This window comes from Streptomyces sp. CA-210063 (assembly GCF_024612015.1).
Lineage (GTDB): Bacteria > Actinomycetota > Actinomycetes > Streptomycetales > Streptomycetaceae > Streptomyces.
This window is the reverse complement of record NZ_CP102512.1, coordinates 7,662,290-7,676,920: the sequence shown is the minus strand read 5'-3', so window position 1 is coordinate 7,676,920 and position 14,631 is coordinate 7,662,290. Positions and strand designations below refer to the sequence as shown.

Annotated in this window: 13 protein-coding genes; 8 read left to right on the top strand and 5 right to left on the bottom strand. The window is 70.4% G+C overall.

The features are described from left to right. Nucleotides 1-212 precede the first annotated feature (212 nt). Both JIX56_RS33500 and JIX56_RS33495 read right to left on the bottom strand, forming a co-directional pair. Nucleotides 213-1,262, bottom strand: a complete 1,050-nt coding sequence (locus JIX56_RS33500) for an aldo/keto reductase (RefSeq protein WP_257546139.1) — start codon at nt 1,260-1,262, stop codon at nt 213-215. A gap of 59 nt (nt 1,263-1,321) precedes the next feature. Next, the gene (locus tag JIX56_RS33495; protein WP_257546137.1) at nt 1,322-1,648 is read right to left on the bottom strand and encodes a nuclear transport factor 2 family protein; all 327 of its coding nucleotides are present in this window, start codon (nt 1,646-1,648) and stop codon (nt 1,322-1,324) included. 158 nt (nt 1,649-1,806) lie between these two features. Here JIX56_RS33495 and JIX56_RS33490 point away from each other — a divergent pair, with 158 nt between their 5' ends. The 6 genes from JIX56_RS33490 (at nt 1,807) to JIX56_RS33465 (ending at nt 8,066) form a co-directional block, all read left to right on the top strand. After that, entirely contained in the window at nt 1,807-2,352 is a 546-nt protein-coding gene (locus tag JIX56_RS33490; RefSeq protein ID WP_257546136.1) for a DoxX family membrane protein, read from the top strand. A gap of 38 nt (nt 2,353-2,390) precedes the next feature. Further along, nucleotides 2,391-2,735, top strand: a complete 345-nt coding sequence (locus JIX56_RS33485; protein WP_257546135.1) for a MazG-like family protein — start codon at nt 2,391-2,393, stop codon at nt 2,733-2,735. Further along, nucleotides 2,728-3,261 carry a hypothetical protein gene (locus JIX56_RS33480; RefSeq protein WP_257546134.1) on the top strand — a complete coding sequence of 178 codons (534 nt, stop codon included), beginning with the start codon at nt 2,728-2,730 and terminating at the stop codon, nt 3,259-3,261. Before JIX56_RS33485 ends, JIX56_RS33480 begins: the two co-directional genes overlap by 8 nt. A 157-nt stretch (nt 3,262-3,418) precedes the next feature. After that, nucleotides 3,419-5,629 (top strand): MMPL family transporter, encoded by a 2,211-nt coding sequence (locus JIX56_RS33475; RefSeq protein ID WP_257546133.1) that lies wholly within the window; start codon nt 3,419-3,421, stop codon nt 5,627-5,629. A gap of 477 nt (nt 5,630-6,106) precedes the next feature. Beyond that, nucleotides 6,107-7,354 (top strand): sensor histidine kinase, encoded by a 1,248-nt coding sequence (locus tag JIX56_RS33470; protein WP_257546132.1) that lies wholly within the window; start codon nt 6,107-6,109, stop codon nt 7,352-7,354. A 22-nt stretch (nt 7,355-7,376) separates the two neighbouring features. Then, nucleotides 7,377-8,066, top strand: a complete 690-nt coding sequence (locus JIX56_RS33465; protein WP_257546131.1) for a response regulator — start codon at nt 7,377-7,379, stop codon at nt 8,064-8,066. Nucleotides 8,067-8,167: 101 nt separating this feature from the next. Here JIX56_RS33465 and JIX56_RS33460 read toward each other — a convergent pair whose 3' ends face one another. After that, nucleotides 8,168-9,616, bottom strand: coding sequence for a family 43 glycosylhydrolase (locus tag JIX56_RS33460; RefSeq protein WP_257546130.1), 1,449 nt, complete (start codon nt 9,614-9,616; stop codon nt 8,168-8,170). Between the two features lie 39 nt (nt 9,617-9,655). Continuing rightward, on the bottom strand, nt 9,656-11,158 hold the full coding sequence (locus tag JIX56_RS33455; RefSeq protein WP_257546129.1) for a family 43 glycosylhydrolase: 1,503 nt from the start codon (nt 11,156-11,158) through the stop codon (nt 9,656-9,658). A gap of 212 nt (nt 11,159-11,370) precedes the next feature. On the opposite strand from JIX56_RS33455, the gene JIX56_RS33450 reads away from it, so the two are divergent. Then, complete coding sequence (locus tag JIX56_RS33450) at nt 11,371-12,249, top strand: LLM class F420-dependent oxidoreductase (RefSeq protein WP_257546127.1); 879 nt, start codon at nt 11,371-11,373, stop codon at nt 12,247-12,249. A 221-nt stretch (nt 12,250-12,470) separates the two neighbouring features. Here the strand turns inward: JIX56_RS33450 and JIX56_RS33445 are convergent, their stop codons facing one another. Further along, a complete protein-coding gene (locus tag JIX56_RS33445) occupies nt 12,471-13,691 on the bottom strand; it encodes a hypothetical protein (RefSeq protein ID WP_257546125.1) in 1,221 nt (406 codons plus the stop codon). A 224-nt stretch (nt 13,692-13,915) separates the two neighbouring features. Here JIX56_RS33445 and JIX56_RS33440 point away from each other — a divergent pair, with 224 nt between their 5' ends. Further along, the gene (locus JIX56_RS33440; protein WP_257546123.1) at nt 13,916-14,572 is read left to right on the top strand and encodes a maleylpyruvate isomerase N-terminal domain-containing protein; all 657 of its coding nucleotides are present in this window, start codon (nt 13,916-13,918) and stop codon (nt 14,570-14,572) included. The last annotated feature ends 59 nt before the right edge of the window (nt 14,573-14,631 follow it).

Here is a 14,631-nt window from a genome sequence, read left to right as displayed (position 1 = left end):
CATGACCGCCTCCACGAGAGCTTCACACTTGGAGGCGGTGGCTTCCGCAGCCAACCCGAGGGGGGAGGCGGCAGCCGTTCCGCGTTCCGGAAGGGGGCGGACCTCGCGTGGGACCGCGAGGTAAGCACCGGAACGCGGGACGACTGCCCGCCATACTTTTCTTCTCCGGGCGGTATCCGAACGGGACTTCCTGGCAATGGCCCGTCGACAGCTCAGGAATTGGCTGTCCGCCCCAGGATCCGGTCGACCTCGGCCACCTGGTCCGCGGTGAGCGGCCCCTTCGCGAGGGCGCCCGCGTTCTCCTCGGCCTGGGCGACGGTGCGGAAACCGGGGATGGGCACGGTCCGCGGGCTGCGGGCCCAGATCCAGGCGAGGGCGCCCTGCGCGAGCGTACGGCCCTCGCTGGTGAGGATCTCGCGCAGCGCCTCGACCCGGCCGAGCCACTCCGGGTCGGCGCCGGCGCCCGCGGTGAAGCCCGGCAGCCACTCGGGCGGGGCACTGCGGATGTCACCGGCCTCCAGGGCGCGCCCGGCGGTGTGCCTGCCGGTGAGCAGGCCCATGGCGAGGGGGCTGCGGTTGACGCTCGCCAGGTCCGACTCCTCGCACAGCGCGAGGAGTTCGGGCGCGTCCTGGAGGATGTTCAGGCGGTGCTGCACGGCCGTGCAGTGCGGCCCCTCGGCGAACACGGCGGCGCGCTCGGCGTCGTCGGTGCTCCACGCGTACGCCCGGATCAGGCCCTCCCGTACGAACTCCTCGCAGAGGTCGCGGAGTCGGGCCGCCTGGTCGGGGTGGGCGTCGGAGATGTGGAGCTGGTACAGGTCGATGTGGTCGGTGCCGAGGCGGTCCAGGGAAGCAATGAGGGCGCGGCGGGCGTGGTCCGGGGAGGCGTCCTGGCCGTTGGCGACACGGGTGCGCTCGTCGAAGAGGTTGCCCCATTTGGTGGCCACGACGACGTCCGCGCGGCGCTTGCCGAGGGCACGGCCGAGCACGCGCTCGCTGTGGCCGGTGCCGTAGGCGTCGGCCGTGTCGAAGAAGGTGACGCCGAGGTCGAGGGCGCGGTGGATGGCCCGTACGGACTCCTCGTCGTCCACCTTCCCCCAGCCGAGGGGCTGCCCGTCGGGCCGCTGCCACTCGCCGCCGATCGCCCAGCAGCCGAAGCCTAGGGCGCTGATCTGGATACCGCTGCGGCCGAGGGGCCTGGTGTGCGTACCCGTGTTCGCTTCCGTGCCCGTGTTCGCTTCCGTGCCCGTGTTCGTCTCCATGCCCACAGACGGTAGGAGTTGGAGCGCACACGAAGGCAAGACCTCTGGGGGGCGTACTTTCAGGCCTGGCCTGTCTCGAAGCGGCTGATCCGGCCGTCCTCCGACACGGTGAAGCGCCAGGCGGTGCGCATCTCGCCCCAGGTGTCGTTGCGGTAGTCGGCGACGAGGGAGCGGCCGCCGTTGGACTCCCGGTGGACCTCCATGTGGCCGTGGGAGGAGAAGATCTCCCGGTCGGTCCACTCCGCGAGGTCCCGGTCGGAGCCGTCGTCCGCCATGGTCGCGTCGGGGGCGAGGAGGGCCATGAAGGCGTCGCGGTCATGGGAGTTCACCGCGTTGACGAAGGCCCGGACGGTCGGGTCACTGAGTTTGGCTGGTGCGATCGTCATGCCGGTCAGCCTCACACCGTTCCGACGGGTGCGCCACCGCAGGCGCGGCCCGGACGCGGCACCACCCGAACGGGCGCGCGGGCGCGTCGGGCGGGTGTGATCGGTGCGACGGTGGATACGCGGGAGGGAACATTCGCAAGGGCTGTTCGGGAGTGGTCATGACCTCATTCGACCGACGTGACTTGGGCCTGCTGCTGCTCCGGCTGGGCGCGGGCGGTGTGCTCGCCGCGCACGGGACGCAGAAGCTGTTCGGCTGGTTCGGCGGGGGCGGTATCCAGGGGACCGGCGCGTTCATGGAGTCCGTCGGGTACACGCCCGGCAAGGCGAGCGCCACCGCGGCCGGGCTGGCCGAGACGGGCGGCGGCACCCTGCTCGCGCTGGGCCTCGCGACGCCCGCGGCCGGTGCCGCCGCGGCGGGCGCGATGGGCGGCGCGGCCGCGGTCCACACGCCCAACGGCTTCTTCAACGCCAGTGGCGGCTACGAGTACGCCGCGACCCTGGGTCTGGCCGCCGCCGGTCTCGCGGTCGCCGGCCCCGGCCGGCTCTCCCTCGACCACGCGCTCCACCATGTGGTCGACCGGGGCTGGATGGTCCCGGTGGCGCTCGCCGGTACGGCCGCGGTCACGGCGGTGGTCGTGGGCACGCGGAACCAGCGGCTGCGGAAGGAGAAGGAGGGCGAGCAGGAGGTGCTGTTCGAGGAGTGACCGTCACGCTGTCATAGGGGCGTGGCAGGCTGCGCCCCATGAATGAGCGGATCGACTCCCCCGGCGACCTCTGGCAGTCCGTCTCCCTCCTGCACGCCTGGCTGGAGGCGGACCAGCCGTACGGCGGCCAAGAGGGCCTGCTCCTGCGGATGTTGAAGCTCCAGGAGGAGGTCGGCGAGGTCGCCCAGGCGGTGATCGGCGCGACCGGGCAGAACCCGCGCAAGGGCACGACCCACACCTGGGACGACGTCCAGGCGGAACTGTGCGACGTGGTCATCACGGCGCTGGTGGTGCTGCGCACCCTCACCCCGGACGCCCGCGAGGTCTTCGCGGCCCACCTGGCCGCCGTCACCGAACGCTCGCTGGGGTCCCGCCGTGGCTGACAGCGCGTTCTGGATCGCCTCGCTCACCGCCGGTACCGCCGTGCTCGCGAGCTGGGTGACGAGCCGGGGGACCGCGCGGGCGGCGCGGATCCAGGCGGACACGACGGCGGGTGCGCAGCGGGTGGAGCGGCTGCGGGAGGCGCGGCGGACGGCGTACGCGGAGTTCATCGAGCAGGCGCAGCGGCTGAACGATGTGCACTGGAAGGTGTCGGACGTGGTCCGGGGCGCCGAGGGCGGGCTCGGGCCGGAGCAGGTCGAGGAGCTGCGGCGGCTGCGTGAGCGGCAGCGGGACGAGTACGCCGCGCTGCGGAATCTGACGTGGGTCGTCTCGCTGGAAGGGCCCGACGAGGTCGCCGAACTCGCCAACACCGTCCGGCGGTCGACGAGCCCCTTCCACAAGGCGATCGAGGCGATGATCGAGGGCGATACCGGTGCCGTCGCTCGCTTCGACGCCTGCTACGCGCCGTTCTGGCAGGTGCTGAGGGACTTCATCAAGGCCGCCCGCGACACCCTGCACACCATGTAGGCCCCGGCCCTTCGGTCATACCCCGGGGTGACTCGGCGGCCGCGTCGTACTGCGTTCCGAGTAGCCGGGATTGTCGGCAGCCGCACGACGACGGGAGGGGCCCCGGACGGGAGTCTTGGCAGGCATCCGAGACTTCTGACGTGGAGACCTGCGACCCATGGCAACCTTCCTTCATCGGCTGGGCCGGCTGGCCTTCCGCAAACGCTGGTACGTCACCCTTGTGTGGGTGGCGGTCCTCAGCGCCGTAGGTTTCGGCGCCCTCAAGGCCCCGGGAGCCTCCGACGAGGAGTTCTCCATGCCGGGCATCGAGTCCCAGAAGGCGTTCGACCTGATGGAAGAGCGCTTCCCCGGCGTCACGGCCGACGGCGCCACCGCCCGGGTCGTGTTCGTCGCGCCGAGCGGTGAGAAGGTCACCGCCACCGAGAACAAGAAGGCGATCGAGGACACCGTCGCCGATCTGGCGGACGGCTCCCAGGTCGCGAGCGCCGTCGACCCGTTCCAGGCGCGGGCCGTCAGCGAGGACGGCTCGACGGCGTACGCGACCGTCACCTACAAGGTCGCCGCCAACAACCTGACCGACGCCAGCAGGACCCATCTGGAGAACGCGCTCCACCAGGCCCAGGACTCCGGGCTGACCGTCGAGGCGGGCGGCGACGCGGTGGCCGAACAGGGCAGCGCGGGCGGCACGGCCGAGGTGATCGGCGTCGCCCTCGCCGCCGTCGTCCTGCTGATCACCTTCGGCTCGCTGGCCGCCGCCGGGCTGCCGCTGCTGACCGCGCTCATCGGCGTCGGCCTCAGCATGGCCGCGATCCTCGCCCTGGCCGACGTCTTCGGGCTGTCGGCCACGACCGGCACCCTCGCGATGATGCTGGGCCTCGCGGTCGGCATCGACTACGCCCTGTTCGTCGTCTCCCGCTACCGGGAGGAGCGCGCCAAGGGCCGTACGCCCGAGGAAGCGACCGCGCTCGCCACGGGCACGGCCGGATCGGCGGTCGTGTTCGCCGGACTCACCGTCGTCATCGCGCTGGCCGGCCTCTCCGTGGTCGGCATTCCGATGCTGACGAAGATGGGGCTGGCCGCCGCGGGCGCGGTCGTCGTCGCCGTACTGATCGCGCTGACCCTCGTCCCGGCCGTCCTCGGCTTCTGGCCGAACGCCGTGCTGGCGCGGAAGGCCCGCAAGAGCGGCCGTATCGAGGAGAGCGGTGCGGACAACGGTGGCACCCGCTGGGCCCGGTTCGTGCTGCGCCGCCCCGTGCCCGTGCTGGTCCTCGGTGTCCTCGGCCTCGGCGCGCTCGCGGTGCCGATGACCGACCTTCAGCTGGGCATGCCCGGCGACGAGGCCAAGTCGACCTCCACCACCGAGCGCCGGGCGTACGACGCGCTCGCCGAGGGCTTCGGGCCCGGCTTCAACGGGCCGCTGACGATCGTGGTGGACGCCCGGGGCGCGGACGACGCGAAGGCCGCCGCGGAGACGGTCGCGAAGGAGATCGGCGCCACGAAGGGGATCGTTTCCGTCTCCCCGGCACGCTTCAACGAGGCCGGCGACACCGCCGTCTTCTCGGCCGTGCCCGCCACGGCGCCGACCGACGAGAAGACCAAGGACCTGGTGACCGTCATCCGGGACGAGCGTCCCGGCATCGAGTCCGGGACGGGGGCGACGTACGAGGTCACCGGTAGCACCGCGCTGAACATCGACCTCTCCGGCAAGGTGCAGTCCGCGCTGGTCCCCTATCTGCTGGTCGTGGTCGGCCTGGCCGTCATCCTCCTGCTGGTCGTCTTCCGCTCCCTGCTCGTCCCGCTCAAGGCGGCCGCCGGCTTCCTGCTGTCGGTGCTCGCGTCGCTCGGCGTGGTCGTCCTGGTCTTCCAGCAGGGCCACGGCGCGGAGCTCCTGGGCGTGGAGCAGACCGGACCGATCATGAGCCTGATGCCGATCTTCCTGGTGGGCATCGTCTTCGGCCTGGCCATGGACTACGAGGTGTTCCTGGTCTCGCGGATGCGGGAGGCGTACGTCCACGGCGACCGGGCCGACGAGGCGATCACCAGCGGCTTCCGGCACAGCGCCCGGGTGGTCGTGGCCGCCGCCCTGATCATGATCGCGGTGTTCGCCGGGTTCATCGGCGAGAGCGACTCCATGATCAAGATGATCGGGTTCGGGCTGGCCTCGGCGGTCCTGTTCGACGCCTTCGTCGTCCGCATGGCGATCGTGCCCGCCGTGCTCGCCCTGCTCGGCGACAAGGCCTGGTGGCTGCCGAAGTGGCTGGACCGGGCGCTGCCCCGCGTCGATGTGGAGGGCGAGGCCCTCAGCCGCCGGCCCGAGGCGGAACCGGCCCCGGCGGAGCCGGCCGAGCCGGCGGGGGCGCGCACCTGATCCGACCGCCCACCGTTCCTTTGCACTGAGCAGGGGTGAGCCTGTTCAGCCGCACGCCCCGAACGGTCTTGGGCGTACTGGTCCCCAGCGTACTCAGCCCCGGGGCGGCGACACGGATCCTGTCCGTGGTCCGGGCCCAGGAGGCCGGTTCCCTGTGCGACCTGGCCATGTGAGTACGGCCAGAGGCAACGGAGAGGCCCCGAACCATCACTCCGGTGGAGCGGGGGCCCCGCACGCTGGCGCCGTACCCGGCGTCCCAGATCGCACAGTCACCGTAGCCCGAACGGCCCAGAGCACCGCAAGCCCGGATGCCGACCATCACACGATCGAGCTAATACGACCTCGTTCGCGCTCCTCAAGGAGCAGTTGCAACCCCCACCGGGGGGCCGTCCGTGGCGAAGAACACGGACGGCCCTCGGGGCGTTGGCACCCGACGTCGCCCACCATGGTTCCCCGCCCCACCGACCGGAGTCCCCGATGAGTATCAGCCTGGACCGGCGCTACGCGGACCGCCTGGAGGATTTCCAGCACCGCCATCCCTTCCTCGTCGATCTCGCGATGGCCATGGCGCTGATGGGCTGCGTGGTCCTCGGCAGCGTGCTCACCCTGCCCGGCGCCGAGCCGCCGGGCCAGGGAAAGGTCGGCGTCGCCGTCATGGGTGTGTCCTGTCTCGCCCTGCTCAAGCACCGCACCCATCCGCGCGCCGCCCTCGTCGTGACCGTGGTCTGCACCGGGGTCGCGATCACGATGGGCTATCTGCTCACCCCCCTGCTGCTGGCACCGATCATGGCGGCGCTCTACTGGCTGGCCACGCTCACCGACCGGGACACCACCCGCGTCTACGGCCTCACCACCATCGCGGCGATGACGCTCGCGGCCGTGTTCTCCGACTCCATGGATCACCTCTCGCTGCTGCTCAGGACGATCGGCCCCGTCTTCTGGCTGCTGCTGCCCCTCGCCGCGGGCCGGGGGACCCAGATCCGGCGCGCCTACCTGAAGTCGGTGCAGGCCCGCGCCGAACACGCCGAGCGCACCCGGGAGGAGGAGGCCCGCCTCCGGGTCACCGAGGAACGGATGCGCATCGCGCGCGATCTGCACGACGTGGTCGCCCACCACCTGGCCCTCGCCAACGCCCAGGCGGGCACCGCCGCGCACCTCACCCGTATCGATCCCGAGCAGGCCCACCGGATCCTCACCGACCTCACGGGTACCACGTCGTCGGCGCTGCGCGAGCTGAAGGCCACCGTCGGCGTACTGCGCCGGCCCGACGACCCCGAGGCGCCGCTCGCCCCCACCCCCGGGCTCGACCGGCTCCCGGAGCTGACGGCCGCGTGCGAATCCGCCGGCCTCACGGTCACCGTCACCACGGAGGGCGCCCCGGGGCCGCTCGACCCCGGCGTGGACCTGACCGCGTACCGGATCGTGCAGGAGGCCCTCACCAACGTCAGCAAGCACGCCGCCGTGGACGCGGCGCGCATCCGCCTCGCGTACGCGGAGTCCCATCTGACGATCACGGTCAGCGACGACGGCACGCCCCGCCCCCAGGGCTCCCCGGCATCCGGCCGTGGTTTCGGCCTCATCGGCATGCGCGAGCGCGCCCAGTCCGTCGGCGGCTGCCTACGCGCCGGTCACCGTCCCGAAGGCGGCTTCGAGGTCACCACGGACCTCCCGCTGCGCACCCGCCCTCGCACCCCCGCACCCGAAGTGCTGGACCAGACCCCATGACCAGCGGAAGTAGAACAGCCCCATGACCATTCGCGTCCTGCTCGCCGACGACCAGGCTCTGCTGCGGGCCACCTTCCGGATCCTCATCGACTCCTGCGAGGACCTGGAGGTGATCGCCGAGGCCACGGACGGCCGGGAGGCGGTCGACCTCGTCCGCATTCACCGCCCCGACGTGGTCCTCATGGACATCCGCATGCCCGGCACCGACGGGCTCACCGCCACGGCGGTCATCTGCGCCGACGAGGAACTGGCCGACACCCGCGTACTGATCCTCACGACCTTCGAGATCGACGAGTACGTGGCCCAGGCGCTGCGCTCCGGGGCGAGCGGCTTCCTCGGCAAGGACGTCACCGCCGACGCGCTCCTCGACGGCATCCGCACGGTGGCCGCCGGCGACACGCTCCTCTCCCCCGCCGCCACCCGCACCCTCATCACCCGCTTCCTCGCCGCCCCCGCCCCCGGCAACCGCCTCGCCACCCCCGACCAGCTGACCACCCTCACGACCCGAGAACGCGAGGTGATGGCCCTGGCCGCCGAGGGCCACTCCAACGACGAGATCGCCGAGAAGCTGTACGTCAGCCCGCTGACGGTACGCACCCATGTCCACCGGGCGATGACGAAGCTGGGGGCTCGGGACAGGGCTCAACTGGTGGTGATGGCGTACCAGTCGGGCCTGATCCAGGTAACACCGCCGACCCCGGGCGCCCCGTAAGGGGCGCGGGGAACTGCGCGACCAGCCACGACGAACTGGCTGGATCGCGACGGCCCCACGCCCCAACGGCGCGTCCGACAGGCAAAACCGACTTGCCGCCCCTACTCCTTGTAGAACGTGGCGTCCTGCCGGTCGAGAGCCGTGCTCACCGGCTGGGTGTAGAGCAGGTTGTTGAAGTGCCGGATGTACCGGCCGGGGAAGTTGTACGACTCGTACGAGACCCCGGCCGCGGTGTCCGCGAGCCCGGCCCGCTGGTGGAACGAGGCGTCCGCGTCGAAGAGCGCCGTGCCGTCGTCCTTCTCCACCCACAGCTCGTTGTTCTTGTGGCGGAGGTAGTAGCCGGGGAAGTTCGCCGACTCCAGCGAGACCGTGCCGCTGCCCGCGAGGCCGGTGACGACCCGGAACTGCGAGTCGGCGAGGTTGGTGACGTTGGCCTCCAGCTTCGCCCGGTACTCCCAGTGCCGGATGAACCGGTCCGGGTAGTTGTACGAGGAGAGGCGGACGGGCGTCACTCCATCAGCCACGGGGATGCCGAGGTTGGGTGTGCCGTCGGCGTTCCAGTACAGCTTCTGGTAGCGGGTACGGCGGTTGGGGTCGTTGAGCGGGTCGCCGCTGATGTCCTTGTAGTTGCGGTCGTGGTAGACGAGGATGTCCGACTTGCCGTCCTCGGACACCGTGAAGGTGTTGTGGCCGGGGCCGTACTGGCCGGTGGCCGCGTTGCTCTTGAAGACCGGCGTCGAGGTCTTCGCCCAGGAGGCCGGGTTCATGAGGTCCGCAGTGGCGGAGGCGGTCAGCAGGCCCAGGCAGTAGTTGGCGTCGGTGGCGCTGGCCGAGTAGGTCATGAAGACCTTGCCGTTCCGCTGGATGACGGCCGGGCCCTCGTTGACGCGGTGGCCGACGGTCTCCCAGGAGTACTCGGGCTTGGAGATCATCACCGGGCTGCCGCTGATGGTCCAGGGGTTGGACATCTTCGCCAGGTACAGGTTGGTGCCGGTGCCGACCGCCGGGTCGTTCTGCGCCCAGCTGAGATAGCGGGTGCCGTTGAGCGTGAAGGTGGTGGCGTCCAGCGAGAACGTGTCCAGGGGCAGGGAGATCCGGCCCTTCTCGGTCCACGTGCCGGTCAGCGGGTTGGCCGCGCTGGTCTCCAGGACGTACGGGCGGATCTTCCAGATGTCGTTCGAGGCACCGGCCGCGAAGTACACGTACCACTTGCCGTCGATGAAGTGGATCTCCGGCGCCCAGATGTGCGCGCCCATGTCACCGCTGGCGTGCTTGGTCCAGATGGTGGTCTCCGTGGCCGTGGCGAGGCCCTGGAGGGTGGTGGCCCGGCGCATCACGATCTTGTCGTACGCGGGGACGGTGGCCGTGAAGTAGTAGTAGCCGTCGGTGTGCTTGTGGATGTGCGGGTCGGCCCGCTGTTCGGCGATCGGGTTGGTGAAGGTGACGGCGGGGGACGCCGGGGCGGCGGCCTGGGCGGGGGTGGTCACGGTGGTGAGCACCGCGAGCGCGGCGGCGGCGGCCACCAGAACCCGTCTGACGAGTCGTCTCATGTCGTGTTGCGGCCCTTCGCGGATCAAGGATGTGGGGAATCAGGCGGTCGTGGGGACGAGCCGCCACTGCTGGCAGTTGTTGTTGAGCCAGGTCCACTGGCGTACGTCCGCGCCGTTGGCCGTGGAACAGTCGGCGACGTCGGCGACCTTGCCGGTGGCGGCGTTGACGATCCGCACGTAGTCGCCGCCGAGGTAGACCATGCGGAACTTCTGGCAGTTGTTGTTCAGCCAGGACCACTGCCGGATGTCGGCGCCGTCGGCGCTCGCGCATTCGGCGACGTCCGCGACCTTGCCGGTGGCCACGTTCACCAGCCGGCTGGTGTCGTCGGCCATGTCCTCGACACGCCACTTCTGGTTGGCCCCGCCGTTGCAGGTCCACTGGAGGATGTTGGTCCCGTCGGCCGTGCCGCCGCCGTTGACGTCGAGGCACTTGCCGCTGTTGCGGTTGACGATCGTGTACGCCGTCGGCGTCGTCGCCGTCTCACCGGACGGACCGGCGATCGTCGCGCCGAGGGCGACCGGGGTGCCGAAGTTGGGCGTGCCGTCGGAGTTCCAGGTGAACTTCTGCGCACGGGTCGTACGCCCGTTGTCGCATCCGTCACCGGCCGCGTCGTTCGCGTGATAGACGATCCAGTTCTCCGTGCCGTCGGGCGAGGTGAAGAACCCGTTGTGGCCGGGCGCGTACACACTGTTGGCGTCACTGCGCTGGAAGACCGGCGTCTGCTTCTTCGTCCAGGCGGAGGCGAGCAGCGGGTCGGAACCGGTCAGCTCCAACTGTCCGAGCTTGTAGTCGGGACCCCAGCAGGCGCTGGCGGAGTAGACGAGGAAGGTACGCCCGTTGCGGTAGAGCGGCTCGGGTCCTTCGTTGACCTCACCGCTCTGCGTCTCCCAGCTGAGCGTCGGGCTGGAGATGACGGTGAAGGTGGAGCTGGCGAGCGTGTACGGGTTGCTGAGCGGCGCGATGACGAGGCTCTGCTTGCTGCCGCCGGCCGAACCGCTGCCCACCAGGTACAGCTTGTTGTTGTGCTTGAGCACGCTGGCGTCGATCAGCCAGCCGTTGGGGTTCAGGTTGGAGCCGGTGAAGGTGTTCTTGTGGGTGTACGGCCCCATCGGGTCGGAGCCGGAGCTCTCCAGCACATGGGTGCGCTGGTCGTCGCAGCAGGCGGAGCCGCGCGGCCCGGCGGAGTAGTAGAGGTACCACTTGCCGTCGAAGAAGTGGATCTCCGGGGCCCACATGTTCCAGTTGCGGCTGCTGGTGCTGTCCGACCACACCTGCACGCTGGGCGCGGTGCTCAGCCCGGCGAGCGTCGGCGACTTCCGCATGGTCAGCTCACCGGTGAACGAGGTCGTCACCAGGTAGTAGTTGCCGTTGTAGTACTCCAGCCACGGATCGGCGCCCTTCTGGGACTTGACCGGGTTGGTGTACGGCTTGCCGTCGGCAGCGGCGGCCTGCTGCGTGGGCTGGACGGCGAGGAGCGACGCGAAGAGGGCCAGCAATGCGGCCCCCAACGTCACCCAGTGACGGACTGCGATGCGGAACACGGCAAGTCCCTTCGGGGAGCGGCTCGAGAGGGGGAAATATCGGGGGGAGATTCGGGGGGAGATACCGGGGGGATTGTTCGAAATTGCGAACACTGTGCGTAACTTCGGCCAGACGGTAAAGCTGAGGCAGCAGGAACGTCAATGGATGCGACACGATTGACGTCGACGGCCCATCCGGAATAGATCGCGAAGGCGGCCGGGTTGGCGTTTGCATGGCCAAAGCGAACGAAGAGACCAGCGTGGGACGGTACGGCATCTGGAGCGGCGGCCTGCGGGCCGAGGACCCGGCTCGGCGCGGCGAACTCGCCGAGGTGGCAGCCGAGTTGGAGGAACTCGGCTATGGCGCGATCTGGCTCGGCGGCAACACGTCGGTCCATCACGCCGTCCCCTTGGTCGAGGCGACCTCACACATCACCGTCGCCACCGGCATCCAGAGCATCTGGCAGCACGAGGCCGCCGAAACGGCCGTACACTTCGCCGAACTGGAGGCCGCCCACCCCGGCCGCTTCCTGCTCGGCCTCGGCGTGAGCCACGCGAAGCTCGCGGAGCAGTACCGGCGCCCGTACGCCGCGATGGTCGACTACCTCGACGCCCTGGACGCGGCCGGACTCCCCGCCGACCGCCGGGTCCTGGCCGCGCTCGGCCCCCGGATGCTCCGCCTGTCCCGCGACCGCGCCGCCGGCTCACACCCGTATCTGGTGACCCCCGAGCACACGGCCGAGGCCCGCGAGACCCTGGGCGACGGCCCCCTGCTGGCACCGGAACTGAAGGTGGTACTGGAGACCGACCCGGACCGCGCCCGGACCCTCGCCCGCGCCCACCTCGCCTTCTACCTGACCCTGCCGAACTACACGAACACCTTCCTCCGCCTGGGGTTCACGGAGTCCGACCTCGCGGACGGGGGGAGCGATCGACTGATCGACGGGGTGTACGCGTGGGGTGACGAGGACCGGATCCGGGCACGTGTGGAGGAGTTCCATGCGGCGGGGGCTGATCATGTGGCGTTGCAGGTGGTCGATGGGCAGGAGGGGGATGTGCTGCCGCGGGAGGCGTGGGGGCGGTTGGCGGGGGTGCTGGGGATAGCCGGCTGAGGCGTTGGTCCCGCTGGGCGGAGGCGTGGCGACCAGGTCCCCGCACAGGACCTGGACGCAGATGGCTGGCAGGTCAACAACATCGATACGGTCGTGGCGGGCTGGGCATCGGGGGGCCGGTGCTCTGAGCGGTGGCGCGGGACGGGGGCGGCTCGCACGGGACAGCCCCCGCCCCGCGCCCAGCAGCTCGGCGCTCAGCGACTGAATGGAGGCTGAGCCGCTCAGCGCAGGGTGCGGACGAACACGTCACCGATCAGGTTCGTGTCCTCGGGCACCACACCGGGGTGGTAGGACTCGAAGACGACCGCCGACTCGTCCGCGCTCAGTGCCGCGTCCCCCACGGTGACAGGCTTGCCGTCCTGGCCGGGCGACAGCAGTTCCTCCTCCCCGCTGCGCAGATCACGCAGAACCAGCCCGAGCGACGTACGATTCGCGTCCGCCGTGTTCAGCAGCACCTTCGAACCGTTCACCGACAGGTCCGAGATCAGGGTGAGATCGGTGGGGTCGTGGCCGTCGTACCGCTGGAGCGTGCCGGTGCGCAGATCGCGGACGAAGGCGTTCAAGCCGGTGCTGGTGTTGGTGTCAGGCTCGGGGACCAGGTTGGTGGCCGGCGAGTTGAAGCCGACCTTGGAGCCGTCGGCGCTCAGCACCGGAGCGAAGGCCGCCGTGCTGGCCGGCGCCCCGTCATGGGTGGCGTCGGCGTGCACGGTACGTCCGCTCTTCCGGTCGTACACCAGGATGTCGCCCTGATCGCCGGTGGCAGGCCCGGAGTAGCCCTCCAGATAGGCGACCTTGCGCCCGTCCGCGCTCATCGAGATCTGATCGCACCGATGGAAGTTCTTCGAGCCGTCCGACTCCCGACTGACCCGCCGCACCTGCTGCGTCCGCCGATCCAGCAACATGACCCGGCAGGCGAACGCCCCGTTCGGGTCCACGGCGGGCCGGGCGACGAAGGCGACGTACCGCCCGTTCGCACTGATCGGCGCGATGCCGTACGACGCTTGGTAGCCCTCGTCCATGACGGGTGCCAGACGCTCGACGCTCCCGGTACTCAGGTCCATGACATGCACGGAGGACGTCCCGGTCGTGGCCGAGAACGAGCCGAAGGTCAAGTAACGCCCCGACTCGGACAGTTGGGGCGTGGATGTCGTCTCCCCCGGCACCACGACTCGCTGCAACGGCTCACCGGGAGCCGTCCGGTAGTAGACGCTGTTGCGCACGTCCGTGCCGGGGCCGAGGTTGGTCGCCGACGACATGAAGGCCACGACGCGTCCGTCGGCGCTGACCACGGGGTCCGTGGAGTGCCCGTTGCCGCTGGTGCCGTCGGGGGCGACGCTGATGCGTTCGGTGCTCGGCGCGGCGCTGGGCACCTCGTTGTTATGTGCTGCCTGAGCGGACCAGCCGGGAGTCGCGACGGCGCCGGCCACCAGGACGACGCTCACGAGGACACGTAAGGAAGGTCTCATCGGTCTTATCAACTGGCTCCCCCTTCATCCGAGGACGATCACAGCCGCCCCCTGTCCCCCGTTGCCCCCGGCCCTGCGCAGAAGACTCACGAGGATGCACGCGATGAAAGCGCGCCACCGGCCATGGGTCAATGCATCGGACAGCGCGCCCTCCGCACACACGCTTGCCCACCGTTCCCGCACCGACCTACCGTGCCGCGGTGGATCTCTTCTCACACTCATGGGCGGCGTTGCGCACGGCGGTCGCCAACCTCGCGGACAAGGACTTCGAACAGCCGTCGGGCTGCGCCGGCTGGCTCGTACGAGACTTGGTGTGCCACCTGATCATCGACGCGCAGGACGTCCTGATCACTTTGGTCACCCCCGCCGACACACCCCCGACGGTCGACGCGACGACGTATTGGCACGTCACGAACAAACCCCCGACCGGCGAGGACCCCCTGGCCGCCCTGACCGTCCGCCTGGCCGCCGCGTACGAGGACCCGAGCCTATTGAAGTTCCACCTGGACGACGTAGGCTCCGCCGCCGGCCGCGCCGCCGAACTGGCCGACCCGGAGGCCCGGGTGAGCACCCAGGACCAGGTCCTCACCATCGCCGACTACCTCACCGCGTACGTCCTGGAGTGGACCCTGCACCACCTGGACCTGACGGCCCACCTTCCGGCCGCCCCGGGACCGCCGCCGGAGGGCCTTGCCCACTCCCGCGCGGCCCTGGAACAGATCGCTGACACGGCGTTCCCCGCGTCGTTCAGCGACAAGGACGCCTTGCTGATCGGCACGGGCCGCCGCGCGGCGACGGGCGCGGAGCGTGCTGAACTCGGCGCCCTGGCAATGGAGTTGCCGCTCGCCCTCGGCTGAGAGGCCGTGACGACCGGCGCCGGCCCCGCCCCGCGACCCGGACCCTGATCGCTGATGAC